Source organism: Corynebacterium belfantii (assembly GCF_041898185.1).
GTDB classification, from domain to species: domain Bacteria; phylum Actinomycetota; class Actinomycetes; order Mycobacteriales; family Mycobacteriaceae; genus Corynebacterium; species Corynebacterium belfantii.
Window position 1 is genome coordinate 1,417,055 of the sequence record NZ_CP157823.1, and the last position, 26,223, is coordinate 1,443,277.

Below are 26,223 nucleotides of genomic sequence, written 5' to 3' on the forward strand. Positions count from 1 at the left end.
ATCGCGGTTAACTAGTTACACATTGAAGTATTTTGCTTCTGGGTGATACAACACAAATGCATCTGTTGATTGCTCAGGATGCAGTTGAAACTCTTCTGAAATATCTACGCCAATCCGACGTGAGTCAAGCAAATCTACCAAGGTTTCGCGATCTTCGAGATTTGGGCAGGAACCATAACCAAAGGAATAACGAGCACCTCGGTATTTAAGATTAAAGAATTCCTGCAGATCAGCGGAATCTTCATCACTTGCATGAGACCCATCGGAAAGTGACAATTCGTGGCGGATACGGGCATGCCAATACTCCGCAAGTGCTTCCGTAAGTTGCACACCGACACCATGTACTTCGAGATAGTCACGGTAATTATTATCAGCAAAAAGGACATTGGCAAATTCTGCAATCGGTTGTCCCATAGTCACCAATTGCAGCGGGAATACGTCTACCGTCTTTGTCTTGATTGCGTACTCACGGGATCTAATGAAGTCAGCTACACAAAGGAACTTTCCACGCTGTTGTCGAGGAAAATCAAATCGTGCTACCTCTGCAGAAGTAGGGTCTGGTGATTCAAGAAGAATGACCCTATCGCCTTCGGAAACTGCTGGGAAATATCCGTACACGACTGCGGCGTGGTTAAGTATTTTTTCAGCCTTGAGTCTATCAATCCAGTACCGCAGCCGTGGTCGACCTTCAGTTTCTACAAGTTCTTCATAACCTGGGCCCTCTCCGCCGCGAGTCGCTTTTAAGCCCCAACGACCCATAAACAGCGCGCGTTCGTCGAGAAGAGACAGGTATTCAGATAAATTGATGCCCTTAACAATTCGTGTGCCCCAGAAAGGAGGTGTGGCAATTGGCACGTCAGCTGCAACTTCGGATCGTTCCGGAACCTCGATAGGAATTTCCTTTGCTTTGCGTTGCGCGACAATTTGCTTTGAACGTTCTCGACGAGCTTTTCTCTCAGCTTTTTTCTTGGCGGCCGCAAGAGCTTCTGGCGACTGTGGATTGAGACGCTCTCCCCTAGCTTCAGCCATAAATTCTTGCATTAGGCGAAGTGATTCGAATGCATCTTTTGCATAGTGAACATTACCGTCGTAAACCTCGGTGAGGTCATCTTCTACATAGGCTCGCGTAAGCGCTGCACCACCAAGGATGACAGGATAGTCAGATTTTTGTGCCTGGTTCATTTCTTGAAGGTTTTCCTTCATGATCACGGTAGATTTAACCAATAACCCAGACATGCCGATAGCATCTGCTTTGTGTTTTTCTGCAGCCTCTAGGATGTTTGCGATAGTTTGCTTGATACCAATGTTGACAACATTGAATCCATTATTTGAAAGAATAATGTCGACTAGGTTCTTTCCGATGTCGTGGACGTCACCTTTTACTGTTGCGATGACAATTGTTCCGTTACCGTCGCCGGCATCTTCATCCGCTTCCATGAACTGCTCGAGATAAGCGACTGCATGCTTCATCGTCTCGGCAGATTGCAGGACGAAGGGCAATTGCATTTGGCCTGATCCAAAGAGATCACCAACGGTTTTCATCCCCGCAAGGAGATCCTCGTTGATAATTTGGAGCGGTTCTTTTTCTTTCATACCTGCATCGAGGTCATCCTCGAAACCGGCCTTTTCGCCATCAATAATACGTTGAGCGATTCGCTCGAATAACGGCATAGCTGCTAATGCTTCTGCGCGGGCATCGCTCGCACTTTCTGCAGATACACCTTCAAATAGGCGCATGAAAGTTTGAAGCGGGTCATAGCCTTCAGACCTTCGGTCGTACACCATGTCGAGAGCAACCCGTCGCTGTTCCTCATCGATACGATTCATAGGAACAATCTTTGACGAATGTGCAATAGCAGAATCGAGTCCTGCTTCAATGCACTCGTTCAAAAATACGGAATTGAGAACTTGACGTGCAGCTGGGTTCAGTCCAAAAGAGATGTTAGATAGGCCCAAGGTGGTGTGAATTTTGGGATGACGCTTTTTAAGCTCACGAATTGCCTCGATAGTTTCGATACCGTCTCGACGCGTTTCTTCTTGGCCGGTTGAAATAGGAAAAGTAAGCGTATCGACGATAATGTCGCTTTCGTCTAATCCCCATGTCGACGTAATGTCCGCTATGAGCCGTTCGGCAATTTCAATTTTCTTTTCGGCAGTGCGAGCTTGGCCTTCTTCATCGATGGTAAGAGCGACGACAGCAGCTCCATGGCGTTTGACTAATCGCATAATGCGTTGATAGCGAGAATCTGGGCCATCGCCGTCTTCAAAGTTCACAGAGTTTACTGCGCATCGACCACCTAAATGTTCGAGTCCTACTTGGATTACATCCGGCTCAGTGGAATCAATCATAATGGGAAGTGTCGAGCTGGTTGCTAGCAGTGAAGCCAACTGGGCCATATCGGCTGTGCCGTCACGGCCCACATAATCAACGCATAAATCAAGCATGTGGGCGCCATCGCGAGTTTGTTGCTTAGCAAGATCCACACATTTTTCAAGATCACCTGCCAGCATGGCTTCGCGGAAAGCTTTAGAACCATTGGCATTCGTTCGCTCACCAATCATAGTGATGCCAGTATCTTGTGTGAGATTCACACTGGTGTAGAGACTCGATACTGCATCTCCGACATCGGGATTTCTCTCAGCCTGAAGTGCCGGTTGATGCTCGTTATCGCCAAGTACAGCCTTACGTACTTCACGAATATGAGTAGGCGTCGTACCACAGCAGCCTCCCACCATGCTGAGCCCGTATTCTTCAACAAATCCTCTCAGTGCGCTTGCGAGCTCTTGTTCAGTTAGTGGGTATTCAGCACCATTTTTACCGAGGACGGGCAAACCGGCATTGGGCATGACTGAAACCGGAATGTGAGCATTGCGAGACAAGTATCGAAGGTGCTCGCTCATTTCGTCTGGACCAGTAGCACAGTTTAGACCAACCATGTCCACATTGAGAGGCTCAATTGCCGTAAGTGCAGCACCGATTTCGGAGCCTAGGAGCATGGTGCCAGTAGTTTCAACCGTAACGTGACAAACAATGGGAAGCTGAATGCCAGAAGTTTCAAATGCACTTTGGCAACCATGTACAGCTGCTTTTACCTGAAGCAAATCTTGGGCGGTTTCGACCAAAATCGCATCGGCGCCGCCTTCGATCATGCCAAGTGCGGCTTCGGTATAGTGATTTTTCAACGCTTCATAAGGTGCGTGTCCAAGCGAAGGCAACTTCGTTCCAGGTCCCATTGAACCTAGAACGAAACGTGGTGTGCCATCAGCACTGGGTCCCAGTTCATCCGCAACTTCTCGGGCGATCTTCACACCTTTAAAAGCGAGGTCCCTGCATCGATCTGCAATGTCATAATCGGCCAAATTGGGTAGGTTGCAACCAAAAGTATTCGTTTCAACCAAGTCGGCGCCCGCTTCAAAATAGGCACGGTGGATTGCAGAAACAACATCTGGCCGAGTGTGGTTAAGAATTTCGTTACAGCCCTCGAGACCTAGAAAATCGGAATCGACGTCAAGATCGAATCCTTGGAGCTGGGTACCCATTGCTCCATCACCGATCAGAACGCGATTTTTCATGGCGTCGAGAAATGCAGTTTTAAATTGAGGTGTGGCAGTATTCATCGAATAGACAGCTTAGTATGCATTTTGTGAAATGCTCAACCATTACCCCAGTTTAGAGCCCTAATTTAAGTAATTTTATTCAAATTCAGGCAAATCCGATATCTCTTCATCACTGAGTCCCAGATTTTTACACATACCCTCTACCATGCTAATAAGCTGCGATTCTTCCTCCGGTTCGATTACCGCATACTCATATGCTGCATTGAAAGCAGCTAGCTCCGAATAAAAACGTCCAACTTTTGCAATAACATCTAAAACCACTGAGTTAGCTTGCTCACGGGAGTTTGCAATATCGACCATGCTTTGCGCAAACGTTACGAGAATCTTTTTTAACTCGGGCAACGCCGAAACATCGAATGGGGGATCCCAGAATTCCTTTTCATCGGCACGAAGGTAGGCGCCGGTACCATACTCTTCAAGATCGCGCAGGAAGTCGTCAATAAAAGAAAAAGAGTCGGACATATCGGTCATTTATATCTTCACTCCCAATAATGCATCCAAAGCAGCTGCCATGAGCCTTCCAGCCTCAGTACGAGCTGAATCATTTAGCGGAGTCAATTTGGCCCAGTTGTCCACTTCAGCGAGGACCGCTGGGGTATCTAAGTCGTTAGCCAATAAATGACGTATTTTTTGAATTGTTTCTTGAACTTGTTGTACGTCTAGAGCATTATCAGCTGCAGTAATCCACGCTTGCTTGCGCTCCCGTGCAGCTGTGAGGAGGTCAGTTGACCAGTCACGATCGTTGCGATAATGACCTGCAAAAACTCCAAGTCTAATGTCAGATGGATGATACCCTTCTGAGGTCAGTCGCGATACGAATACTAAATTGCCCAAGGACTTGCTCATTTTTGTGCCGTCAAGTCCGATCATTCCAGTGTGCACATAGTGACCTGCCATTCGGGACTCGTCAAATGTTGCCTCAGCGTGAGCAGCCGAGAATTCGTGGTGTGGGAAGATAAGATCTGATCCGCCTCCTTGAATTGCGAAATGGCTTCCCAAATGATGTGTTGCGATCGCGGAACACTCAACGTGCCATCCAGGGCGCCCCGCCCCGAATGGCGCATCCCAAGAAGGTTCACCTGGTCGATGTGCTCTCCATATAAGAGCATCGAGCGGATCCTTTTTCCCGACACGTTCGGGGTCTCCACCACGTTCGGCAAAAAATTGTTCCATTAGTTCACGAGAGTAATGGGACTCGTATCCAAACTGGGTAGTCGCAGTTATGGATGCATAAATATCACGGTAGGAGTCTGACTCAACAATGTACGCCGAGCCATTGGCAAGCATGGTTTCCACCATTGCTATGACTTCTGGAATAGACTCCATTGCACCAACATAGTGCCGAGGAGGAATAACGTTAAGGTCCTCCATGTCTGATCTAAAAAGATCGATTTGACTGGAGCCTAACTCTCGCCAGTCGACGCCATCTCTCAATGCACGTTCAAAAAGAGGCTCATCGACGTCAGTGATGTTTTGAACGAAATGAACAAGGTGGCCTGCGTCGATAAGCTGCCTATTGATTAGATCAAACGTCAAATATGTCGCTGCATGTCCTAAATGTGTGGAGTCATAAGGAGTAATTCCACACACATAAACCCCAACTTCTGGGGTGTCCACTTCAACAGGTTTAATGAGTTGATCACTGGTATCAAACAAGGACAGTACAGCCGGTTTACCCGGCACTGAAGGAATTGTCGGCATGGGCCAAGATTGCATGCCATCAACATTACCTGCTGAGGCAGCAATGACACATTACAGTAGTTAAGTGGTTAGCATTCCTGTAGCTAGTAATGCCATAACAAGCAAACCGACAGGGATTCGATATGCTGCAAACCAGCTAAACGAGTGGCTACCAACGAATTTCAAAAGCCACGCGATGGAAGCATAGCCTAGGACAAAAGCAATTCCGGTACCTACAGCAAGTTGCATTCCCGAGGCCGCCTGCCCCGCGTCGGGAGCAAAGGCGTCGGGAAGCGAGAATAAGCCAGATGCTAACACTGCGGGGATAGCCAATAGGAAACTAAAGCGAGTTGCAACTTCCCTATCAAGTCCGACGAATAAACCTGCAGAAACGGTGCCACCTGACCGTGAAACACCTGGTATCAATGCCAAACACTGTGCACAGCCCATAATTACGGCGTCTCTCATTGACAGTTGGTCAAAGCTACGACGCTTACTACCCCATTTTTCGGCAGCGATAAATACAAAAGAAAAAGCGATTAACACTGATGCGGTAATCCACATGTTTCGTAGATTGTCTCGGATGATGTCTTTAGCTAGAAGCCCTACGATACTTACCGGCAATGTGCCAACGATGACCATCCATCCCATACGGTAATCGAAACCTCGTTGCTTTTTATCAAAAAGGCCTCTAAACCAGCCAGTGAGAATCTTTGCAATATCTTTAGCGAAGTAAACGAGAACTGCTGCTTCAGTACCTAGTTGAACGACAGCAGTAAAACTTGCACCAGCGTCTTTGCCCCAAAAAAGCTCAGAGACAATTCGCAGATGGCCGGATGAACTAATAGGAAGGAACTCGGTGAGGCCTTGAACGATAGAGAGCACAATTGTCTGGGGCCAGCTTATTTGACTCGACAGATCTTGAGTCAATGCTTGGGCCAATACATTTACATCAGTCACGGGGCACAAGAATACCTGTTTAAAGTTCAACATATGCCAGTGATGCAGAACTACGTGGATATACCTAATCTTCCTCGGGTTTCAACTGGGAAGAACGCAACTTGCTGGTAACCTCTTTGGTTGTGAAACCTGCACTGTCTACGACTCTCAAAATGTGTACATTTTCTACTCTCTCCGCATTTGTGTTGACCGCATGTAGCGGCAATGCAGAAACAACGAATGTGGCAGAAATCCAGCCCGACATGGGAAGTGCTACCGCAGCAGCTTCCCCGAAGGCTACAGCCCCCGAGGGAACTGTACTCAAGCGCAGTGCAATTGATGTGCTTCAAACGGTGGGAAATTCGATTGGAATCAAGATAGGTTCCCACCTAGAGCTCGGGTCTGCTGCAGATTTTGAAAAAGGTAACACGACTAAAGTATCTATTGACGCTGAGTGCTTTGATATGACATCGAACTCAAAGGCTTTCATTGTTGCTTGTTCCGACGGCGTGCATTCTGTTGATCCAGTATCGGGTAAAAATTCAGTAATCGCTCAGCCAACTGAGACTGCCCACTATGCGGTACAAGTATCAACCGGAGAAGTTCTCGTTGCGCATCGTGACTCGAATAAGGTTGAGGTATTTAACGATGGTGAAAAGCTCTCAGAGGTGGCAACTGAATACGGGTCTGATCAACTTATTTCAGTTCCAATCGAAGGACAAGTTGATGCAGTTGTCAGAATCAATAACAAATACACCTTGATTCAAGACGTAAATTGGAAAGAGTCAAAACCCGGTGCCATTTTGCGGGTAGGCAAAGGGGTTGGAAGGATGTCTGCAGCTAAGCAAGGCGTTGTGCTCGCTTCAGACGCCAAGAAGAATCAGTTTGCAGTGTACGGTGCTAAAGACGTCATCCGGCTTCACCAAACCTCTCCGACTGGGCCTAGTCCTTGGGGTATTACTTGGGACAACAAGCATGACCTAGCTTGGGTCGCTACTACTGGAGATAACAAGGTGACTGGTTACGATATTTCATCCGGAACCGGATCCGAAAAAAGCTCATATAACACCATCGAAAACGTCCACAACATTGCTGTGCTTGACGACGGTACTTTGGTGCTCGCATCCGCATCTGGAGCAGGCCTCCAACTTGTTAAAAGCCAAACAGACTAATGCCCCACACACCTTTAAAATAGCGAAAGGTCTATCCACCATGTCGGATTTTTCATCTCATCCTTTGCGAACTAAAGCATACGCACTTGCGCTAAAAGGGATGTTTACGATGTCCCCTGAGCGTATTCACCACATCATCACTCGTGGCATGCAATTAGTACAAGCAATTTCACCTCTACGACGCGCAGTGGGGTCAATTCTTCCCGTCAACGATCCCATTCTGAGACAAGATGTGTTTGGTGTGACTTTCCTGCAGCCGCTTGGGTTGGCTGCAGGATTTGATAAGAATGGTGAAGCTCCAGATGTGTGGGCGGCATTCGGCTTTGGTTATGCAGAATTGGGAACAGTGACGGCATCACCTCAACCTGGTAACCCCACTCCCCGACTATTCCGTCTACCTGCAGATAAAGCGATTTTAAATCGTATGGGATTCAATAATTTGGGAGCCGCCGAAGTAGCTAAAAATCTTAAACGCCGTAAATCTGATGCAGTTATTGGCATTAATATCGGCAAGACAAAGGTAGTTGCCTCGGAAGATGCTGTGAATGATTATCGACGATCAGCACTGCTTCTCGGTAACCTCGCAGACTATCTCGTGATTAATGTTTCTTCCCCAAATACTCCAGGGCTTCGAGATCTTCAAGCAGTAGAATCACTGCGCCCGATAATTGCAGCAGTTCAAGAATCAACATCTGCGCCAGTGCTAGTGAAAATAGCGCCAGATTTGTCTGATGATGACATAGATGCAGTAGCGGACCTTGCTGCCGAAATGGGAATTGCCGGCATCGTAGCGACTAATACGACCATTTCCCGCGATGGACTGCGCACTCCGCATCAGGATGTTGCAGACATGGGGGCTGGCGGCATCTCGGGAGCTCCGGTAGCCCAGCGATCTCTGGAAGTTCTAGAACGCCTGTATGCGCGCGTAGGGACGGAAATGGTGCTCATTGGAGTGGGAGGCATTTCAACACCACAGCAAGCATGGGAGCGTATCGCCGCAGGAGCAACCCTTTTGCAGGGGTACACAGGAATGATCTACGGTGGACCAGATTGGATCAGGGATATTCATTTAGGAATTGCAGCGCAATTGCGAGCCCATGACCTCAGCAGCATTGATCAAGCCGTTGGTTCGAAACTTCCCTGGACACTTCAATAAAGTGTTGTTCTTTAATGGCGGCTGAGATTAGGTAACGTCCTAGACTCTGCCGCTATTTCTAACTTCGAACAGTTAGCATGCGAGCTAACAAGCTAGCTATGAAAACATACGGCTGCATAACAAGGCAAGAGATAAGCCGGCCAGATCATTATTGGAGACTCAGGCGTAAATCGCCCTAAAAAGATCAGCGACAAAGCAACTACTAATCCAGTCAGTTGAAGAACTGAACTTCGTGAGGCTTTGTTCACTGTTGCAAATGCCCCTACTAAGGCAGCTGCAATCAATATGAGGATACAACGTGCTGTGACATGAAACCCTTCTGCCCACCCGCCCTTTAGGACATGAATAAACGTAAATATGGCGAGTGTGACTGCCATAGCTAGAAATGCTGCTCCTACACGTAAGCCGAGAGAAACGGGGCTAGGAGTTCTCATACCATCCCCAACGAATCGCACGGCCCAAACTGTGGAAGTAAAGATTGAACCCCAACACTGCGGGTGAAGCATCTGGATCTACGTCTAAAGATTCAACGTCAACCGCATGCACTGCAAATAAATAACGATGCGGGCCATGGCCAGCAGGCGGATTAGGGCCGTAATAACCCCGTTTTCCAGAATCTCCACGAAGACTTATCGCGCCGAGCTGGTCGAGCGAGCCATCGTTTGCTGCACCTTGTGCAATTGATACTTGGGAGACTGGAATGTTAAAAACCGCCCAGTGCCAAAAGCCTGAAGCAGTGGGAGCATCAGGGTCAAAGCAAGTGATAGCAATAGATTTTGTCCCCTCAGGTAATGTGCTCCACTCAAGATGTGGAGAAACATCATTTCCTCCCAAGTGAATCGAATTAAATTTTTCGCCATCAGAAAAGTCTTCCGAGTGCAATGGGAATGTTGGAAGTTCCTTAAGGGGTGCATATGGGTCAGCACCTGGGAATCGATCATGATTATTGGAATAGGTCATACTCGCCTTTATACACATATAAAAAGCAAACGTCTGGGATTTTTAGCAGCAGCCTTATCGAGAAGACCACTAATGCAGTATCATTAAATGTTAATCCACCAAAAACACTACCTGACCTGCCGATTTGTATTCACAAAGAGATCGCCATATAGTTATGCGAGTCAACAGCGAACAGCTGAAAGATACACTCGGCCCGGGTGGCGGAATGGCAGACGCGCTAGCTTGAGGTGCTAGTGTCCTACTAACGGACGTGGGGGTTCAAGTCCCCCCTCGGGCACAATATTAGAGAGCTCCGACCATTGGTCGGAGCTCTCTTCTTTGTATAGTCTGTTGAAATAGAGGGCTTAAGGGAGGGTTAAGTAGCAAAAAGTGTGTCCGTTCGGCGTGTCGCCGGGCGGACATTTCTTTATTGCATGGGGCCTTTGTGGATTCCTATGTTGTGTTGGTATTCGGTTGGGATAGCGTTGTCGTAGAAGGCTGGTCGGCCTGTTTCTTGGTCGGCTGTGTTGTGGTCTTCTGGGACGAGATCGGGAACTTTTCCGAGTTGATCTTGTCCGTAATTGCACTGCCTGGCGATCTCGAGTGGGTCGTCAGGCAGCTGCGTTTTCGAGTGCAGGTACCACTCGAGCATTTTTCGTTGGCGTTGCCCGGATCTGCCGCGATGCGCATCGGCGATGCGTTTGAGTTGTGCGTTGATGCCGCCTTCTAGGCTGTTTGTGGTTGCTGCCCACCGGGCCGGTTCGAGTGCTTCTGGCGGGGGTTGGAGATAGGCAAACAGCCAGTTGTTGCGCGATAAGTGCAAAAGCGAGTTGTATGCCTTTCGGACCCGGATATGTGTGAATTCCCATTGGTGGCTGGGGGTGCGGCGCTTTTTGGGTACGGGTGTTTTCTCGTTCAGGAAGTCCTTGTAGACCACCCCGAACTCGTGCAGTTTGATGGTCCACTGGCGTGCCTGGTCCAAGGTGGTGATCTTGGTCAGTTTCAGCGCTAGGGTATAGATCGCTTGGGTCTGCTGAGGGTTTGGTTGACAGTTTTCCTTCTGATTTTTAGGCCGCAAGGGATGCGGCTGGTTCCATGATTGTTTCGTATTCGATTGGTGTCAATTTACCCAGTGCTCGTTGCCGTCTTTTCCTGTGATATGTCCGTTCAATCCAGTGAGTGATCGCGGCAGATAGTTCACGGCGCCTGTTCCAAAAGCCACGATCAAGAACGTTCTTTTGTACAAGAGCGAAGAAAGATTCCATCGCAGCGTTATCCCCACACGCTCCAACTCTGCCCATAGATCCCTTCGCGCCGTAAGATTTCAGCGCGGCACGGAATTTTCTAGAACGAAATTGCGAGCCACGATCAGAGTGAATGATTACGCCATGGGAGGGTGTCAGGTGTTTTGTGTGTGAGGCTCTGATCCAGAAGGAGTTTCACTGATAATGACTACCGTGTCACCGAGGAAAGGTCATGACCCGAACAGGGTCAACGAGATCAGCGCTAAGCTGATGGAAAATCCGGAAATCGCCGAACTGATCGGCGAGTTGTCGACTTCCACCGATGATGCCAGCGACCTGGTCAAAGGTCTTTTGCAGGCATCGATCAACGCTGGTCTGCAGGCTGAAATGGACGCGCATCTAGGATACGCGCACTCTGATCGTACGGCGAAAGCCCAGCTGGGCACCCCGGATGGTGGCAATCACCGCAACGGGTCGTACACCAAAACCGTCAACTCTGGCTACGGCACCTTTGATGTGACTATGCCCCGGGATCGAGCTGGCACGTTTACGCCGCGGATGCTGCCTAAAGGCACCCGCCGTCTGACGGAGCTTGATGACATGATCATCTCCCTGTACGCCGGTGGGATGACCGTGCGCGATATTTGCCACCACCTCGCCACCACCCTCGGGGTGGATATGAGCCCAGATACGATCAGCACCATTACCGACGCGGTGTTAGAAGAGGTCATGATCTGGCAAAACCGCCAGCTCGACGAGTTCTACCCAGTGATCTTCCTCGACGCGCTGCGAGTGAAGATCCGCGATGGCCACCGCGTGGTCAACAAGTCTTGCTACATGGCGGTAGGCGTCGACATGGACGGCATCAAGCACATCCTGGGATTGTGGATCGCAGACAATGAAGGCGCCAGTTTTTGGGCATCCGTGTGCGCTGACCTTGCCAACCGTGGGGTCCAAGACGTGTTCATCGTCTGCTGCGACGGGCTCAAAGGCCTGCCGGAAGCCGTGGAGGCAACCTGGCCGAATTCCATGGTGCAGACCTGTATCGTGCACCTGATCCGGGCGGCCAACAGGTGGGTGTCCTACCAAGACCGCAAACCCGTATCAAGTGCGCTACGGGAGGTCTACACCGCACCGACCGAGGACACCGCCCGCGCCGCCCTGGACGCATTCGAGGCCAGTGAACTGGGCCGTAAATACCCGCAATCGGTCAAAGTCTGGCGCGACGCCTGGGACCGGTTTGTGCCATTTTTGCAGTTCCCGCCTGCGGCACGGCGGGTACTCTACACCACGAATTCGATCGAATCGCTGAATGCTGAGCTGCGGAAAGCCACCCGCAACCGCGGCCAGTTCCCGAACGATACCGCGGCGCTGAAAACGCTGTGGCTGATGATCTGCAACATCGAGGACAAGCGCGCTGCCCAGCGAGCGAAGAAAGCGAAGCGCGCCATCGAATGCAACGGCTATATTGAAGGAGCGAAAGCCACCGGGTGGAAACAAGCCATCAACCAACTAGCCGTGGCTTACCCCGACCGATTCGCGGACTACTTGTAAACCAAGCCCCCGCACACAAACAATCGGACACTCTCCGCCATGGGGATTGCCTCGTTTCCTCATCGCATCATCGAGCGCCGCCACCACGAGGCGTGATTTCATCCGCCCACCGGTCGCATAGCCCACGATTCTTCGCGAGCACAGGTCTTTGATCGCACACAGATACAGCTTGCCCTCTTTGGTCCAATGCTCCGTAATATCTGTAACCCACGCAACGTTGAGCGCATCAGCGTGGAAGTGACGCTGTAACAGGTCATCATGTACTGGAGCACCCGACTTCTTCCCACGCGACTTACGCCTAGCGATCACCGAGAACACCTGAGCATGAGAACACAAAAGCCATACTCGACGCTCAGAAATCTCTATCCCTTGATCATGGAGCTCGTCTGCTATCAGGCGGTAACCAAATTCAGGATCGTCACTGTGAATCTAGCGAATCTTGTCTATAAGTTCTACTTCTTGGGCTTGCCTGTCCGAAACTGGCTTAGCAGCCCATTTATAAAACGCTTGGCGGGAAAACCCCAGTACCCGAGCCGCTACCGTCAAGGTCGCCTTACCTGCCTTGATCAGCTTTTCCACGGTCGGGAAGACCCTTTTGGGCGAATCACCTCTTGAGACAGGTACGCCGCCGCTGCACGTAGCACTTCGTTTTCCATTTCCAACTCGCGAATCCGTTTCAAAGCCTGGCGCATCTCTTTAGCCACTACCGGATCAGCACACGGTTGCATCCCCTGAGCCTGCAACCTCGCATCAGTAATCCATTTTTGCAACGAGGAACGCGAGATCCCCAAATCAGCACACACCTGCCGGCGAGCAACCCCAGACTCCACCAACGCCACGGCATCAGCTTTGAACTGCTCTGAATACAACTTCGACATAATCAACATCCTTCCCTGCCCCGCCCCAGCGAAACAAGCTAGACGTCAACCAAACCCTCAGCAGACCCAAATGTACTACGGCAGAACCTGGCAGAACCCCCAAGAACTCAAAGAAGCAATCGCGACATACATTGAGTTCTACAACGATCACCGAATCAAGATCAGCCTCGATGGTTTGAGCGGTCAAGTCCGGTGAAGTGGTGTATCTGTCCTTTCTGAATCGGTGGATCGGGGGACAGTGTCAGGGTCGGTGTCAGGGTCCGTCTCGGGGTTGATGTTGGTTCAATTAGGAGGCTGCCTCGATGGTGTCTGCGTCGTTGGCGCGGATGGTAGTGGTAGCTATCAGGCGTCGGGTGTGTTCCAAGCTTGCTAGTGACATATAGCGTTTCTGCTGAATCCAATCGTCATGCTGTTCCGCTAGTACGGCGCCGACGAGGCGGATGACTGCTGCGCGGTTGGGAAAGATTCCTACAACGTCGGTACGCCGCCTGATGTCACGGTTCAAACGCTCTGTTGGATTATTGGACCATACCTTCGTCCATACAGCTTTGGGCGTGGCTGTAAACGCGAGTATCTCATCTAATGATTCTTCCAGGTAGTCGGCTGCGTCGGGAAAACGCTCGGTGCAGAAATCTACGACCTAGCGGGCTTGGTCCCAGGTAGCTTGCGCGTCGGTTTGCTAGAAGATGGAGTGAAACATTCCCGATAGTGTTGTCCACTGGCGTTTTGACACTTTTGAGGACAGGTTCTTAGCAAAATGTGTCCGGCAACGTTGCCAGCTGGCTGTAGGTAGTACTTGACCAACAGCCAGCTTGGATTCCTAGGTGCGCATCGCTGGTGACGAGATAGACTTCGCCAAGACCACGGGCTTTGAGGTCTTGGAAGAACCCGGTCCATGATTCCACGGATTTTGATGTAGCAATCTGCATGCCCAGTAGTTCACGGTAGCCGTCTTTGTTAACGCCGGTAGCGATAAGCACACTGGTTTTAACGACTCGTCCGCCTTCGCGGACTTTCATTGTCAACGCGTCACAGGACAGGTAGAAATAAGGGCCGCTGTCTAAAGGGCGGGTGCGAAAGTCAGCGACCATCTCGTCGAGTTCTTTGGCCATGTCAGACACTTGTGATTTCGACAGATTGTTAATGCCCAGCGTGGCCACCAAATCATTCATGCGTCTAGTGGAGACCCCTTTTGAGATAACACGTGGCTATCACGGTAGTCAGGGCTCTTTCGGTCTGGGTGCGTCTTTCTAAGAGCTAGTCGGGAAAGAATGCGCCGTGACGTAGTTTCGGGATAGCAACGTCAATGCTTCCTACCCTGGTGTCTAAGGGATGGTGGCGGTAGCCATTGCGGGTATTAGTCCGTTGGGGAGATACCGTGGTGTAATCAGTGCCGCAGACAGTGTCAGCCTGGGTCGAGAGGATCTGGTTGATGAAGTTTGTGAGCATCTGGCGCATCAAGTCTGGGGAGGCCTGGGTGAGTAATTCTTCCAGATACGCGGTCGGGTCGATATGATGAGGGTTAGTGGCCATCGCGGGTTTACTTCCTTTCGAGGATAGGTAGAAGTTGATTCGAAAGGTACCCGCGGTGGTCGCCTTATTGTGCACCGGCACGAGGCTTACAACGGGTTACAGATACACCACACTAGTGGACGTAACCGTTTGAGCATTGCCGAATACCGAAAAGTCAATGTAGCGTGAGATTGAAAGTGTCTAAAAACGTCCGCATCCCCATTGTTACATTTGTAAACGGCCGTATACATCAGTTGACTCATTCCATCATCAACTCTGCCCCACTTGTCCCGCAGATAATAGGAAGCGTCGAGAAGCATCCGTTGATCTTCAGGGACGACGAGCCTTACTAACAGGCGGGCGCGCCAAAATAGAAATGTATATTGCGCTTAAATTACTGAGAGATGGTGCGGATCTCACCATTACTACAAGGTTTCCCAGAGACACAGTTCGGCGTTTTAGCGCGGTAAGTGATTCTGCTGACTGGATTCACCGACTCCACGTTATCGGAATCGATCTTCGAAATCCTCAGCGAGTATAAGAATTAAGGACGATGCTCAGTGAACAGCCTCTCGATATCCTCATTAATAATGCGGCGCAAACTGCTCGCCGTATTCCCGGCGCATACTCAGTGTTAGTTCGTGAAGAATCTCAACCCCACAACGCATTCTCAAAGTTTGATTGTGAATGCGCTCCATGTAGCAGATCCTACATTAGGAATCGATGCAGGTGGGCTTATCCCCGATGTAACCGACCATAATTCATGGGTCACTACTGTTGGATCCGTAGATCCGTTAGAAATGCTAGACTTCCAGCTGTGCAACGCAACAGCACCATTTATCCTTTTAATAGGTTACGACCTGCTCTTGTAGTCTCACCGCCACGGCGAAAATATGTTGTGAATGTATCTGCGATGGAAGGCGTATTTTCTAGGGGATACAAAGGCCCTAGACATCCACATACCAATATGGCCAAAGCTGCGCTAAATATGCTGACAAGAACAACAGCCACTGAAATGTTTGATCACGGTGTTTTAGTGACGTCAGTAGACACCGGTTGGATCACAGATGAACGTCCACACACTACGAAGCAACGACTGGCTACGGAAGGCTTCCGCGCGCCTCTTGACTTAGTTGACGGTGCGGCACGAGTCTACGACCCTATTATTCAAGGCGAAAACGGGGTAGGTCTATATGGATGCTTTCTGAAAGACTTTAAACCTCATCCTTGGTAGCAACCGGATTGTCGTAGTCTTGTCTCCCCCACTGCGACCAAGAACCATCGTAAAGCAGTCCGTGCCGTCCGATAAGGGACGCAGCGAAAAGGATGACACAGGCTGTGAGTCCGGAGCCACAGTAAGCAATGAATGGCCTATTCGCACAACCTAGATGCTGATCAAAAATGCTACGGAGTTGATCGAGCGACACTAATTGACCATTTGCTTGCAAAGTCGTAAACGGTATGTTGATTTGCTCCAGGGATATGGCCTCGGTTTAGCCCTTTGCGAGGCTCTTCCACCTCACCGTGATACCGCTCAGTGCTACGTGCATCAACAATTGGTATTTCAAGTTGGCTCCCGCTTGTCCGTAACCACTGCATACTGACGCTGTTCGACCCAAAAGCACTACTAACGGTGATATTTCCCTTATTTTGAGAAGCTGCTTTGTCTTCCCAAAACTCAGTTCTATTTCCAGCCGCAATCCATGCATTAAGCCCACCATCGACCACGCTCACGTTCTGAACGCCAGCGGATTTCAGCATCCACCAAGTACGAGGCGCAGAGTCCATTCCTCGCTTGTCGTATACAACGACAAGCGAATCATTATCGAAACCAAGGGCCCGAAGCTACTTCTCAAATTCCTTCCTAGTGGGAAGCGTGTGTGGAATATCCGAGGAACTATCAGACATTTCAGCATCCAAGTCAAAGCGCTGCGCTGTCGGAATTTTGAGCTCAGAGATCCCAAACATGGTCAAGCTTGCGTCCAAGATCACGACATTTGAACGGTTATCGCATAACTGTTGAAGAGCCTTCACAGTAAGAAGCGATGGAATGTGCGTATTCATATAGGATTTTTCTCTAGTCGGCAGTGACATGATCAAAAGCATTGAGAATTCGTTCAGCAGCTAATGTAGGTGTGATGTGTGCGTGCCGGAGCTGATCTTCCACCAATTTTTTCACTTCAACAACATTCGGATCTGTGTTTAGCCGTTGAAGTAAAGTCTCGTGGACCATTGACCACATCCACTGAACTTGTTGTTCTCTGCGATTATGCTCGAATACGCCAGATTCCAGCATTGCCTTATTGTGATTTTGAACATGCTCCCAGAATTCATCTACGCCTTCATGCTCTACGGCTGACATAGTAATCGTAGGCGGGTGCCACAGGTCGTTTTCTTGGCGAACCATTCGCATTGCAGCTGCCAATTCACGAGCCGCTCGTTTCGCATTTTTGAGGTTGGGGCCATCAGCTTTGTTGATAGCAACCAGATCTGCCATTTCAAGGATGCCTTTTTTGATTCCTTGTAGTTGATCACCCGCACCAGCCAGAGCCAAAAAGGTGAAACAATCAACCATTTGTGAGACAGCAACTTCTGATTGTCCTACGCCAACGGTTTCAACAAGGATCACATCGTATCCTGCAGCCTCGAAAACCACCATAGATTCACGTGTAGCTTTAGCAACGCCGCCTAGAGTTCCAGCGGAAGGAGAAGGACGAATAAAGGCATTATCTTCACGAGCTAACTTAGCCATACGAGTTTTATCGCCCAAGATTGAGCCTCGTGTCTTTGTGGAGGAAGGATCGATGGCAAGCACCGCTAGTTTATGTCCATCACCAATCAGCTTCATCCCCAACGCCTCAATAAACGTTGATTTTCCCACGCCGGGTACACCAGTGATACCTACTCGAAGCGCTTTACCACTAAATGGCAACAACTTGACCAGCAATTCTTGAGCCAAAACTCTGTGTGCCGGAGCAGTAGATTCTAGCAAGGTGATAGCTCGAGAAATAAGCGTTCGATCACCTCGACGGACGCCTTCAAATAATTCGTCAACATCTATACGCCGCCGCGCTTTTTTCACAATCTCAGGGGCAACAGCAGTCACCTCCCCCAAATCGGTCCCAGCGGTAGTTAAAAGTGAACCCAAATGATGCTCGAGGTACTCGTTGTCTGCAGACATTTTGTGAAACCTTCCTGCTTATACGCGTTCACCGGCCACTCAGATGAGCGGCCGGTGAACATAGTCATGGTATTGAAACGAACTAATTACGCTTCGTCGACCTTGAGGTCGATACCAAGGTTAGCCGCCAACTTTTCCAGCATATCGATCGCAGCATCTGCGATAACGGTTCCTGGAGGATAAATAGCGACTGCACCATCGTCGTAAAGTTCTTGGAAATCTCCTGGCGGGATAACGCCACCAACGACGACCATGATGTCTTCACGGCCCAATTTGGCAAGCTCTTCCTTGAGAGCAGGAACCAGAGTCAGGTGACCTGCAGCCAAGGAAGAAACGCCGACAACGTGAACGTCCGCATCAACTGCGGCACGTGCTGCCTCAGCTGGGGTCTGGAACAGTGGTCCGACATCGACGTCCATGCCGAGGTCAGCATATGCAGATGCAACAACTTTTTGTCCGCGATCGTGACCATCCTGACCCATCTTGGCCAAGAAGATACGAGGACGGCGGCCTTCCTCAGCTTCAAAAGCATCAGCCATAGCGATTGCCTTAGAAACATTACCCACGGTGCCCTCCTTTCCAACTTCGTCCTTGTACACGCCGGAGAGCGTACGAATTTCAGCCTCGTGACGGCCGAATACCTCTTCGAGTGCGTCAGAAATCTCACCCACAGTTGCCTTAGCGCGAGCGCAATCGACTGCTAGTTTAAGCAAGTTCTGATCTAGGTTGCCTGGTTCCTTTTCTTCGATGCGAGCGGCTTCGGTGAGTGCCTTCAGGCATCGATCGACCTCAGCTTGATCGCGCTCAGCGCGCAACTGCTCAAGCTTTGCTAGTTGCTCCGCACGTACCTTGGTGTTGTCGACCTTGAGAACTTCGATCTGCTCGTCCTCTTCGACGACATATTTGTTCACGCCAATCAAAGCTTGACGGCCGGAATCAATACGTGCCTGAGTACGTGCAGCGGATTCTTCGATGCGGAGTTTGGGAATACCTTCGATCGTGGCCTGAGCCATTCCGCCAGCGTTTTCAACTTCTTCGATGTGGGCACGAGCTCGCTCAGCTAGCTGCTCAGTGAGCCACTCGATGTAATACGAACCGGCCCATGGATCAACTGGTGCCGTGGTCCCAGATTCTTGTTGAAGCAGCAGCTGTGTGTTACGCGCGATACGTGCTGAGAAATCCGTTGGCAGTGCCAAAGCTTCGTCAAGAGCATTGGTGTGCAAAGACTGCGTATGGCCCTGGGTTGCGCCCATTGCCTCGATAGCGGTACGTGCCACATTGTTGTAGACATCTTGGGCGGTTAGCGACCAACCAGAAGTCTGTGAGTGGGTACGCAACGACTGAGATTTAGGGTTCTTTGGATTGAATTTAGCGACCAGTTCGCTCCAAAGTAGACGACCAGCGCGAAGTTTTGCAATTTCCATGAACGTATTCATGGAAATACCCCAGAAGAAGGAAAGTCGAGGTGCAAACTTATCAACATCTAGACCAACGCCTTTACCAGCGCGGATGTACTCAATACCATCAGCAAGTGTATAAGCGAGCTCGAGGTCAGCAGTCGCACCGGCTTCCTGAATGTGGTAGCCCGAAATTGAAATGGAGTTAAACCGAGGCATCTTCAATGAAGTGTATTCGAAAATATTCGAAATGATGCGCATCGAAGGCTTTGGTGGGTAGATATAGGTGTTACGAACCATGAACTCCTTCAGAATGTCATTCTGAATTGTTCCGGCTAGCTGCTCAGGTGCGACACCTTGTTCTTCCGCAACAACGATGTAGAGAGCAAGCACCGGAAGCACAGCGCCATTCATCGTCATAGAGACAGATACTTTTCCAAGGTCAATGCCTTCAAAAAGTTGGCGCATATCCAAAATTGAGTCGATTGCAACGCCAGCCATACCAACGTCGCCGACTACGCGCTCATTGTCTGAGTCATAACCACGGTGAGTAGCCAAATCGAAAGCAACCGATAGACCTTTCTGGCCTGCTGCGAGGTTACGACGATAGAAAGCATTTGATTCAGCAGCAGTGGAAAATCCTGCGTACTGACGAATTGTCCATGGCTGATTGGTGTACATGGTTGGATATGGTCCACGCATAAACGGCGCCATACCTGGGTACGAGTCCAGCTGCTCCGCAGGCACACTGTCATTTCGGTCATTGCGCTTATATACACGCTTGACATCAATGCCTTCTGGCGTAGTCCAAACTTGTTGCTCAAGCGCACTTGAGTCCGCAGCGTTCTGGTTCTCAGGAGATGCTGGATACTCTGCAAAATTTGGGATAGTAGTCATGGTTAAGCTCCCAACTTCTTCAGTAGACCATCGAGCTTCGTAGCTGCGTCGATCTTCATGTTCAAATAGTCATCCGGTTCGAAATCATGTCCTGGCGATCCCGCCAACAAAATGGTTTCTACACCGAGCTTGCGCAGTTCAGCCAATGCCTCAGCACCAGTTGCATCGTATTCAGCGTCCGTGCCACAAATGACTGCAATCTTGGAGCTAGCAGCAGCCTCAGCAAACTCAGGGGTTCTTGGAACAACCTGCCCTGGGTTCAAAGCCTCAATTCCGCCTGTACCAAGAAGATTGGTAATAAAACCAGTACGAATATTGTGCTTTGCAAGTGGGCCTAGCGGGATGAGTACAGCTTGTGGCCGTTTTCCGTTGACCTCCATGAAAACATCCGAGCGGTTACGGAACGACTCGAATTCTGCGGCCCAACGGCGTACACAGGTTGGCTCTACGCGAAGCTCTGCCGGCAACGGCGCTTCTGCGAGATTTGGAAATTCGTTGATTGCGGTGACTTTCTTGATTCGATGCGCAATATCACGGCGTACTCGCTCATGAGCATCGTCAAGCATTTCTTTAACGGAACGGTTTTCGACGGCTACAAGGAAGCCACCAGCTGCTTCGATATCAGTGAAGACCTTCCATGCTTTCTCGATGATCGATGAAGTTAGACTTTCGACGTAATACGATCCACCAGCTGGGTCAATGACATGACCTAGGTGAGATTCTTCGAGAAGCAGAAGGTTCGTATTACGCGCAATGCGGTGAGCGAAGCTGCGCGAAACATTTGGAATTCCGCCTGCAATTGCCCAGTCAAAGCACAAAACTTCTACGTCTTTGGCGCCACCAACGCCTGCAGCGAATGCTGCCACCGTGGAACGCAACATGTTCACCCACGGATCACGCTGAGTAAACATGACAGGAGCCGTCAATGCATGTTGTGGAGCACTTCCGAGTTCCTTAGCACCAAGAATTTCTGCAACTCGAGCCCAGAGTGCTCGGCCTGCTCGCAATTTAGAAATTTGAGCAAACTGATCGTCCGTAATTGCATAACGGAATGAAAGCTGCTGTAAAGCTTGCTCTGTAGAGAGCCCTGCAGCTACCAAGCCACGGAGATATTCTGCACCGGCTGCTAGCGCGAGACCAATCTGCTGCGCATCCGTAGCACCTTGATTTGAGAAGGAGACTGCATCGACCAAGATCGCGCGAGTGTTTTCACGCTCAGATGCGCGAACAGCTAGATTAATCGCGGTGTCGAGGTCAACAGAGGCTGATCCATCGACCATGGAGCTAAGTGGCGATGCTCCAAGCTCGATGCTTCGTGGCGCGGTACCCTGAGCGTCAACCATCGAGAAAAGACGATTGGTCATTTCTTCAGTCGCGACACCAGAGTTCAGACGAACTGGGGCGTACTGGAAAAGCACCTCTTTGAGGAGCTCTTCAATGTCGGCTTCTCCATAAACAACAATATCGGTTGTGCCATTGTCAAGAGCATGAAGAACATCTTTGTTAGAAGAAGATGCGCCGAACGATTCGGTTACTCCCCAGCCAACGCCTTCTTCTTGCCCTGCACCGGCAAAACCACGTGTATATGGGAATGAACCTGGAATCTGAGTTTCTTCTAATTCGTCTGCACGGTTGTACAAAGGGTTGACTTTGATGTCATCGTACGTGGTGCGAATAAGACGCTGCCAAATATCTAGCGGAACGTCAGCAACATCTTTTTTCTGTACGCGAGCGAAAACTTTAGCAACAGCTTTATACCATTCCTGTCGCTGAGCCTCGAGCTCTTCAGTTTGGGCGATTCGTGTGTCAGTCACGAGTGGAACCCACTCTCCTCACAGTAGAAGGAACGAGAAGCGCATAAATACAAAACGGACAAATGAATCGTCTCAACTTTATGCGTCCACGCACCTATGTGGTTGTGAACAAAATTTTCGTGGCATAAGGTTCCTACACCAGACCAAGGTGATAGGCGCCTCATAACAACTACTAAGTGTAGTCCGATACATCAGTATTTGGTGAGCATTTCCAACCGAATGTGTCCGATCGGACTAAAGTTAGCCCACGTGAACGCGATTTTCTCTTATTTTCTTGAGCTTTTTCGTGATGGATTCAACAGGATTTCAGAGTGGAGCACCGTTAAGAAACTTGGTTTTACGTTACTATGCTGCGTTTTTCTTGTAGCAACTGTGATTATCGACGTTCCTCCGCTAACTGTTTTACGTACTTGGGCAGACGATACTGGCGCATGGTTTGTTGTGGTTTTTATTGCCTTATACATTTCAATAACGCAGTTCCCGATACCACGCACACTCTTGACGCTTTCTTCTGGAATTCTTTTCGGCCCATTGGTCGGATTTGTCATCGCCCTGTTAAGTACAACAGCGTCGGCCATACTGTCATTACTCATCGCCCGAAGAATTCTGGGTGATTGGACTCGATCGCGGTTAACATCCGCCAATGCTGTTCGCGTAAATCATCATATTGAGCAACGAGGTTGGTTTGCAGTTGCATCCCTGCGAATGATCGCTGCGGTGCCCTTTTGAGAGTGTCCGATTGTTTGTGTGCGGGGGCTTGGTTTACAAGTAGTCCGCGAATCGGTCGGGGTAAGCCACGGCTAGTTGGTTGATGGCTTGTTTCCACCCGGTGGCTTTCGCTCCTTCAATATAGCCGTTGCATTCGATGGCGCGCTTCGCTTTCTTCGCTCGCTGGGCAGCGCGCTTGTCCTCGATGTTGCAGATCATCAGCCACAGCGTTTTCAGCGCCGCGGTATCGTTCGGGAACTGGCCGCGGTTGCGGGTGGCTTTCCGCAGCTCAGCATTCAGCGATTCGATCGAATTCGTGGTGTAGAGTACCCGCCGTGCCGCAGGCGGGAACTGCAAAAATGGCACAAACCGGTCCCAGGCGTCGCGCCAGACTTTGACCGATTGCGGGTATTTACGGCCCAGTTCACTGGCCTCGAATGCGTCCAGGGCGGCGCGGGCGGTGTCCTCGGTCGGTGCGGTGTAGACCTCCCGTAGCGCACTTGATACGGGTTTGCGGTCTTGGTAGGACACCCACCTGTTGGCCGCCCGGATCAGGTGCACGATACAGGTCTGCACCATGGAATTCGGCCAGGTTGCCTCCACGGCTTCCGGCAGGCCTTTGAGCCCGTCGCAGCAGACGATGAACACGTCTTGGACCCCACGGTTGGCAAGGTCAGCGCACACGGATGCCCAAAAACTGGCGCCTTCATTGTCTGCGATCCACAATCCCAGGATGTGCTTGATGCCGTCCATGTCGACGCCTACCGCCATGTAGCAAGACTTGTTGACCACGCGGTGGCCATCGCGGATCTTCACTCGCAGCGCGTCGAGGAAGATCACTGGGTAGAACTCGTCGAGCTGGCGGTTTTGCCAGATCATGACCTCTTCTAACACCGCGTCGGTAATGGTGCTGATCGTATCTGGGCTCATATCCACCCCGAGGGTGGTGGCGAGGTGGTGGCAAATATCGCGCACGGTCATCCCACCGGCGTACAGGGAGATGATCATGTCATCAAGCTCCGTCAGACGGCGGGTGCCTTTAGGCAGCATCCGCGGCGTAAACGTGCCAGCTCGATCCCGGGGCATAGTCACATCAAAGGTGCCGTAGCCAGAGTTGACGGTTTTGGTGTACGACCCGTTGCGGTGATTGCCACCATCCGGGGTGCCCAGCTGGGCTTTCGCCGTACGATCAGAGTGCGCGTATCCTAGATGCGCGTCCATTTCAGCCTGCAGACCAGCGTTGATCGATGCCTGCAAAAGACCTTTGACCAGGTCGCTGGCATCATCGGTGGAAGTCGACAACTCGCCGATCAGTTCGGCGATTTCCGGATTTTCCATCAGCTTAGCGCTGATCTCGTTGACCCTGTTCGGGTCATGACCTTTCCTCGGTGACACGGTAGTCATTATCAGTGAAACTCCTTCTGGATCAGAGCCTCACACACAAAACACCTGACACCCTCGCCCTTTTCGTTATTGAATTATGTAGCAGGAATGACGAACATCCCTTTAACAAGTTTCGGGTTGGCTACATGCATCGGGTCTGCGCCTGGGACAATTGTTACAGTTTTCATTGGAAATGGACTTGCGCAAAGCTACGATGCAACCCTTTTTATCCCGACCATATGTTTAGCAATCCTCGGTTTATGTGGATTAATTATCGATTCGAGACTGCTAGTCAAGTCATCAACATAGACAATAAGGTAGGGTGTTGAACTAATACTATGGCGCTTTAGTCGAGAGGATCATTCAGGCATGTACGCTATCCAAGCTCGGTACCGAGGTCGAGATCTCAAACGTGCAGAATTCGTAAGTAAGGCTGCAGCAGCGTTGTCGACGTTGGAGGGTGTTGAGCAATTCACTTTGGTGGGCGTGGAAGATATAGCGTCAATAATTGATACTGCCGAAGCTACCTGCGATACAGCGCTAGCTCTTTTAGCCGCAGGCGATTGGGCTGTAGCTATCGCTGTTATGGATACCACAACAGCGACTTCAGAAGATTCCCTTGCTTTTGCCCACAAAGTACTAGGGCCACGCGCCCGAGCTGGTACAATGAAAGTTGGGGTAAAGAAAGACAAAAAGTGGGCTGCCCCCATCCAAGCAGTCTTTGTCATGCTCGCTTACATACTCTCTAAAAGAACTGCCGAAGGTCGCGAAGCAACGAGTTTGATGCGTTCCGGATTAAATCAGATAGAGGCCGCTGAAGAATTAGGCATCTCGAAGCAAGCTATAAGCCAACGTTTGCAAGCTGCAGGCTGGCAAGCTGAGCTTGCAGGCTATCAACTTGCCATTGATCTCCTACAACGTGCAAATGTTGATTAACACGGAAATTGCCTGCCATTCACTATAAGTTCGGCGCGAACGTGTTGTGCATGGCAGGCAATCTAAAAACCAATTGAGCAATATCTAATTTTTGTTCTTGGGCAATGAGGCCAATTCAGTGGCAGGATCTTCAACAGGCTTATTAGCTACAGCATTCGCTGCTGCTACCGCCGCAGCAATTTCTGGGTTTGACTCAGTTTTGAACCAATCTTCATGATCATCTTCGCCAACTAATTGGCTACTGCGCTCATCAACTTCGCTTGGTTCGTAACGGAAGATACCATCTTCTCCTTTATTGGCGAGCGTCTTTGCAAATTCTTCCAGGGAATCGCCAAACTGTGATGGAATCATCCACATGGTTGAGGCTTTGCCCTCGGCTAATTGCGGCAATTTTTCGAGATACTGATATGCCAAAACCTCAGGTGTCAACCGAGAAGCCTTGATTGCGGCGTTAATTTTCTGGATTGCCCGAGCCTCACCTTGAGCTTCAAGATATCGAGCAGCTCGTTGACCTTCAGCTTCTAGAATTCGGGCTTCCCTTGCTGCTTCTGCCGCCAAAATTGCTGCATGCTTTTCGCCTTCAGCTGCGAGAATCTTTGCTTGTTTTTCACCTTCAGCAGTTCGAATATCAGATTCGCGGCGTCCCTCAGCGGTCAGAATCATGGCGCGTTTCTCACGATCAGCTTTCATCTGCATTTCCATGGATTGCTGGATTGATGGAGGAGGATCAATCGCTTTGAGCTCTACTCGGCTAATTCTTAACCCCCACTTTGTAGTAGCCGCATCGAGTTCACCACGTAACCGGCGATTGATTACTTCTCGAGAAGTAAGAGTTTCCTCTAATGTCATTCCGCCGACTACATCACGGAGAGTTGCTACCGAAATTTGTTCGACGCCCACAATGTAATTGTCAACTCCATAAATAGCTTTCGCTGCATCATTAATTTGGAAAGTGACAACAGTATCAATAGCAACAGTGAGGTTGTCTTGAGTAATTACAGCTTGTGGAGGGAAAGATACAACCCGTTCACGGGTGTCTACCTTCGCTCTAACCTTGTCGATAAACGGTACTAACAAGCTAATTCCACCTGCAATTGTCTTGGTATACCGACCGAGGCGCTCGACAACGGCGGCTTCACCTTGCGGAATAATTACAATGGATTTAGCAATAACAATTGCAAAAAACACCATGATAACTGCAAGAACTATCACGCT

20 protein-coding genes, 1 tRNA gene and 6 pseudogenes are annotated in these 26,223 nt (G+C 50.0%); 9 read left to right on the forward strand and 18 right to left on the reverse strand.

Annotated elements, in window-relative coordinates:
* Nucleotides 1-15: 15 nt before the first annotated feature.
* From metH to ABMV07_RS07105, 4 genes are all read right to left on the reverse strand, one after another.
* Nucleotides 16-3,618, reverse strand: a complete 3,603-nt coding sequence (gene metH / locus ABMV07_RS07090; protein WP_197695129.1) for a methionine synthase — start codon at nucleotides 3,616-3,618, stop codon at nucleotides 16-18.
* A gap of 75 nt (nucleotides 3,619-3,693) precedes the next feature.
* On the reverse strand, nucleotides 3,694-4,089 hold the full coding sequence (locus ABMV07_RS07095; RefSeq protein WP_088267056.1) for a hypothetical protein: 396 nt from the start codon (nucleotides 4,087-4,089) through the stop codon (nucleotides 3,694-3,696).
* Complete coding sequence (mshC, locus tag ABMV07_RS07100; protein ID WP_374064471.1) at nucleotides 4,090-5,334, reverse strand: cysteine--1-D-myo-inosityl 2-amino-2-deoxy-alpha-D-glucopyranoside ligase; 1,245 nt, start codon at nucleotides 5,332-5,334, stop codon at nucleotides 4,090-4,092.
* Nucleotides 5,335-5,379: 45 nt separating this feature from the next.
* Nucleotides 5,380-6,228, reverse strand: coding sequence for an undecaprenyl-diphosphate phosphatase (locus tag ABMV07_RS07105; protein ID WP_174688204.1), 849 nt, complete (start codon nucleotides 6,226-6,228; stop codon nucleotides 5,380-5,382).
* A 182-nt stretch (nucleotides 6,229-6,410) separates the two neighbouring features.
* On the opposite strand from ABMV07_RS07105, the gene ABMV07_RS07110 reads away from it, so the two are divergent.
* Nucleotides 6,411-7,409, forward strand: a complete 999-nt coding sequence (locus tag ABMV07_RS07110) for a hypothetical protein (protein ID WP_088267062.1) — start codon at nucleotides 6,411-6,413, stop codon at nucleotides 7,407-7,409.
* Between the two features lie 40 nt (nucleotides 7,410-7,449).
* Nucleotides 7,450-8,565 carry a quinone-dependent dihydroorotate dehydrogenase gene (locus ABMV07_RS07115; RefSeq protein WP_088267058.1) on the forward strand — a complete coding sequence of 372 codons (1,116 nt, stop codon included), beginning with the start codon at nucleotides 7,450-7,452 and terminating at the stop codon, nucleotides 8,563-8,565.
* A gap of 420 nt (nucleotides 8,566-8,985) precedes the next feature.
* Here ABMV07_RS07115 and ABMV07_RS07120 read toward each other — a convergent pair whose 3' ends face one another.
* Nucleotides 8,986-9,543, reverse strand: a complete 558-nt coding sequence (locus ABMV07_RS07120; RefSeq protein ID WP_088267059.1) for a YbhB/YbcL family Raf kinase inhibitor-like protein — start codon at nucleotides 9,541-9,543, stop codon at nucleotides 8,986-8,988.
* Between the two features lie 173 nt (nucleotides 9,544-9,716).
* Here ABMV07_RS07120 and ABMV07_RS07125 point away from each other — a divergent pair.
* Nucleotides 9,717-9,802: transfer RNA gene (locus tag ABMV07_RS07125), tRNA-Leu, on the forward strand.
* A gap of 129 nt (nucleotides 9,803-9,931) precedes the next feature.
* Here ABMV07_RS07125 and ABMV07_RS07130 read toward each other — a convergent pair.
* Both ABMV07_RS07130 and ABMV07_RS07135 read right to left on the reverse strand, forming a co-directional pair.
* A pseudogene (locus ABMV07_RS07130) lies at nucleotides 9,932-10,531 on the reverse strand (IS256 family transposase); the annotation flags it as partial.
* A gap of 40 nt (nucleotides 10,532-10,571) precedes the next feature.
* Nucleotides 10,572-10,886, reverse strand: a pseudogene (locus ABMV07_RS07135) (transposase); the annotation flags it as partial.
* 66 nt (nucleotides 10,887-10,952) lie between these two features.
* Here ABMV07_RS07135 and ABMV07_RS07140 point away from each other — a divergent pair.
* Entirely contained in the window at nucleotides 10,953-12,302 is a 1,350-nt protein-coding gene (locus ABMV07_RS07140) for an IS256-like element IS1132 family transposase (protein ID WP_374063848.1), read from the forward strand.
* Here the strand turns inward: ABMV07_RS07140 and ABMV07_RS07145 are convergent.
* From ABMV07_RS07145 to ABMV07_RS07155, 3 genes are all read right to left on the reverse strand, one after another.
* On the reverse strand, nucleotides 12,261-12,638 hold the full coding sequence (locus ABMV07_RS07145; protein WP_374064472.1) for a DDE-type integrase/transposase/recombinase: 378 nt from the start codon (nucleotides 12,636-12,638) through the stop codon (nucleotides 12,261-12,263). The two genes, ABMV07_RS07140 and ABMV07_RS07145, sit on opposite strands and share 42 nt — an antisense overlap.
* A gap of 93 nt (nucleotides 12,639-12,731) precedes the next feature.
* Nucleotides 12,732-12,881, reverse strand: coding sequence for a hypothetical protein (locus tag ABMV07_RS07150; protein WP_197694496.1), 150 nt, complete (start codon nucleotides 12,879-12,881; stop codon nucleotides 12,732-12,734).
* Nucleotides 12,869-13,189 (reverse strand): transposase, encoded by a 321-nt coding sequence (locus ABMV07_RS07155; RefSeq protein WP_374064473.1) that lies wholly within the window; start codon nucleotides 13,187-13,189, stop codon nucleotides 12,869-12,871. Before ABMV07_RS07155 ends, ABMV07_RS07150 begins: the two co-directional genes overlap by 13 nt.
* A 61-nt stretch (nucleotides 13,190-13,250) precedes the next feature.
* Between ABMV07_RS07155 and ABMV07_RS07160 the strand changes: the two genes are divergently transcribed.
* Nucleotides 13,251-13,376, forward strand: a complete 126-nt coding sequence (locus ABMV07_RS07160; RefSeq protein ID WP_374064475.1) for an IS3 family transposase — start codon at nucleotides 13,251-13,253, stop codon at nucleotides 13,374-13,376.
* A 90-nt stretch (nucleotides 13,377-13,466) separates the two neighbouring features.
* On the opposite strand, the pseudogene ABMV07_RS07165 reads toward ABMV07_RS07160, so the two are convergent.
* Nucleotides 13,467-14,713, reverse strand: a pseudogene (locus ABMV07_RS07165) (IS256 family transposase).
* 199 nt (nucleotides 14,714-14,912) lie between these two features.
* Here ABMV07_RS07165 and ABMV07_RS07170 point away from each other — a divergent pair.
* Nucleotides 14,913-15,926, forward strand: a pseudogene (locus ABMV07_RS07170) (short-chain dehydrogenase); the annotation flags it as partial.
* A gap of 170 nt (nucleotides 15,927-16,096) precedes the next feature.
* Here the strand turns inward: ABMV07_RS07170 and ABMV07_RS07175 are convergent.
* From ABMV07_RS07175 to ABMV07_RS07195, 5 genes are all read right to left on the reverse strand, one after another.
* Entirely contained in the window at nucleotides 16,097-16,480 is a 384-nt protein-coding gene (locus ABMV07_RS07175; protein ID WP_229254954.1) for a sulfurtransferase, read from the reverse strand.
* 57 nt (nucleotides 16,481-16,537) lie between these two features.
* Nucleotides 16,538-16,756 (reverse strand): hypothetical protein, encoded by a 219-nt coding sequence (locus ABMV07_RS07180; protein WP_229254953.1) that lies wholly within the window; start codon nucleotides 16,754-16,756, stop codon nucleotides 16,538-16,540.
* Nucleotides 16,757-16,769: 13 nt separating this feature from the next.
* Nucleotides 16,770-17,873 carry a methylmalonyl Co-A mutase-associated GTPase MeaB gene (meaB, locus tag ABMV07_RS07185; protein ID WP_014301927.1) on the reverse strand — a complete coding sequence of 368 codons (1,104 nt, stop codon included), beginning with the start codon at nucleotides 17,871-17,873 and terminating at the stop codon, nucleotides 16,770-16,772.
* A gap of 86 nt (nucleotides 17,874-17,959) precedes the next feature.
* Nucleotides 17,960-20,167, reverse strand: coding sequence for a methylmalonyl-CoA mutase (gene scpA / locus ABMV07_RS07190; RefSeq protein WP_088266965.1), 2,208 nt, complete (start codon nucleotides 20,165-20,167; stop codon nucleotides 17,960-17,962).
* Between the two features lie 2 nt (nucleotides 20,168-20,169).
* The gene (locus ABMV07_RS07195; protein ID WP_088266964.1) at nucleotides 20,170-21,981 is read right to left on the reverse strand and encodes a methylmalonyl-CoA mutase subunit beta; all 1,812 of its coding nucleotides are present in this window, start codon (nucleotides 21,979-21,981) and stop codon (nucleotides 20,170-20,172) included.
* Nucleotides 21,982-22,230: 249 nt separating this feature from the next.
* Here ABMV07_RS07195 and ABMV07_RS07200 point away from each other — a divergent pair.
* Nucleotides 22,231-22,707: pseudogene (locus tag ABMV07_RS07200) on the forward strand (TVP38/TMEM64 family protein); the annotation flags it as partial.
* A gap of 36 nt (nucleotides 22,708-22,743) precedes the next feature.
* Here the strand turns inward: ABMV07_RS07200 and ABMV07_RS07205 are convergent.
* Nucleotides 22,744-24,093: an IS256-like element IS1132 family transposase gene (locus ABMV07_RS07205; protein WP_374063848.1), complete on the reverse strand. Its 1,350-nt coding sequence runs from the start codon at nucleotides 24,091-24,093 to the stop codon at nucleotides 22,744-22,746.
* A 54-nt stretch (nucleotides 24,094-24,147) separates the two neighbouring features.
* Between ABMV07_RS07205 and ABMV07_RS07210 the strand changes: the two are divergent.
* Nucleotides 24,148-24,381, forward strand: a pseudogene (locus ABMV07_RS07210) (TVP38/TMEM64 family protein); the annotation flags it as partial.
* A 60-nt stretch (nucleotides 24,382-24,441) separates the two neighbouring features.
* Complete coding sequence (locus tag ABMV07_RS07215; protein ID WP_088266962.1) at nucleotides 24,442-25,008, forward strand: MarR family transcriptional regulator; 567 nt, start codon at nucleotides 24,442-24,444, stop codon at nucleotides 25,006-25,008.
* Nucleotides 25,009-25,092: 84 nt separating this feature from the next.
* Here ABMV07_RS07215 and ABMV07_RS07220 read toward each other — a convergent pair whose 3' ends face one another.
* Nucleotides 25,093-26,220, reverse strand: coding sequence for an SPFH domain-containing protein (locus ABMV07_RS07220; RefSeq protein WP_374064476.1), 1,128 nt, complete (start codon nucleotides 26,218-26,220; stop codon nucleotides 25,093-25,095).
* Between the last annotated feature and the right edge of the window lie 3 nt (nucleotides 26,221-26,223).

Excerpts from the sequence above, each read along its gene's own strand:
- metH (WP_197695129.1), bottom strand. The coding sequence starts at position 3,618 with ATGAATACTGCCACACCTCAATTTAAAACTGCATTTCTCGACGCCATG.
- ABMV07_RS07095 (WP_088267056.1), bottom strand. The coding sequence starts at position 4,089 with ATGACCGATATGTCCGACTCTTTTTCTTTTATTGACGACTTCCTGCGC.
- mshC (WP_374064471.1), bottom strand. The coding sequence starts at position 5,334 with ATGCAATCTTGGCCCATGCCGACAATTCCTTCAGTGCCGGGTAAACCG.
- ABMV07_RS07110 (WP_088267062.1), top strand. The coding sequence starts at position 6,411 with ATGTGTACATTTTCTACTCTCTCCGCATTTGTGTTGACCGCATGTAGC.
- ABMV07_RS07115 (WP_088267058.1), top strand. The coding sequence starts at position 7,450 with ATGTCGGATTTTTCATCTCATCCTTTGCGAACTAAAGCATACGCACTT.
- ABMV07_RS07120 (WP_088267059.1), bottom strand. The coding sequence starts at position 9,543 with ATGTGTATAAAGGCGAGTATGACCTATTCCAATAATCATGATCGATTC.
- ABMV07_RS07140 (WP_374063848.1), top strand. The coding sequence starts at position 10,953 with ATGACTACCGTGTCACCGAGGAAAGGTCATGACCCGAACAGGGTCAAC.
- ABMV07_RS07155 (WP_374064473.1), bottom strand. The coding sequence starts at position 13,189 with ATGTTGATTATGTCGAAGTTGTATTCAGAGCAGTTCAAAGCTGATGCC.
- ABMV07_RS07160 (WP_374064475.1), top strand. The coding sequence starts at position 13,251 with ATGTACTACGGCAGAACCTGGCAGAACCCCCAAGAACTCAAAGAAGCA.
- ABMV07_RS07175 (WP_229254954.1), bottom strand. The coding sequence starts at position 16,480 with ATGGACTCTGCGCCTCGTACTTGGTGGATGCTGAAATCCGCTGGCGTT.
- ABMV07_RS07180 (WP_229254953.1), bottom strand. The coding sequence starts at position 16,756 with ATGAATACGCACATTCCATCGCTTCTTACTGTGAAGGCTCTTCAACAG.
- meaB (WP_014301927.1), bottom strand. The coding sequence starts at position 17,873 with ATGTCTGCAGACAACGAGTACCTCGAGCATCATTTGGGTTCACTTTTA.
- scpA (WP_088266965.1), bottom strand. The coding sequence starts at position 20,167 with ATGACTACTATCCCAAATTTTGCAGAGTATCCAGCATCTCCTGAGAAC.
- ABMV07_RS07205 (WP_374063848.1), bottom strand. The coding sequence starts at position 24,093 with ATGACTACCGTGTCACCGAGGAAAGGTCATGACCCGAACAGGGTCAAC.
- ABMV07_RS07215 (WP_088266962.1), top strand. The coding sequence starts at position 24,442 with ATGTACGCTATCCAAGCTCGGTACCGAGGTCGAGATCTCAAACGTGCA.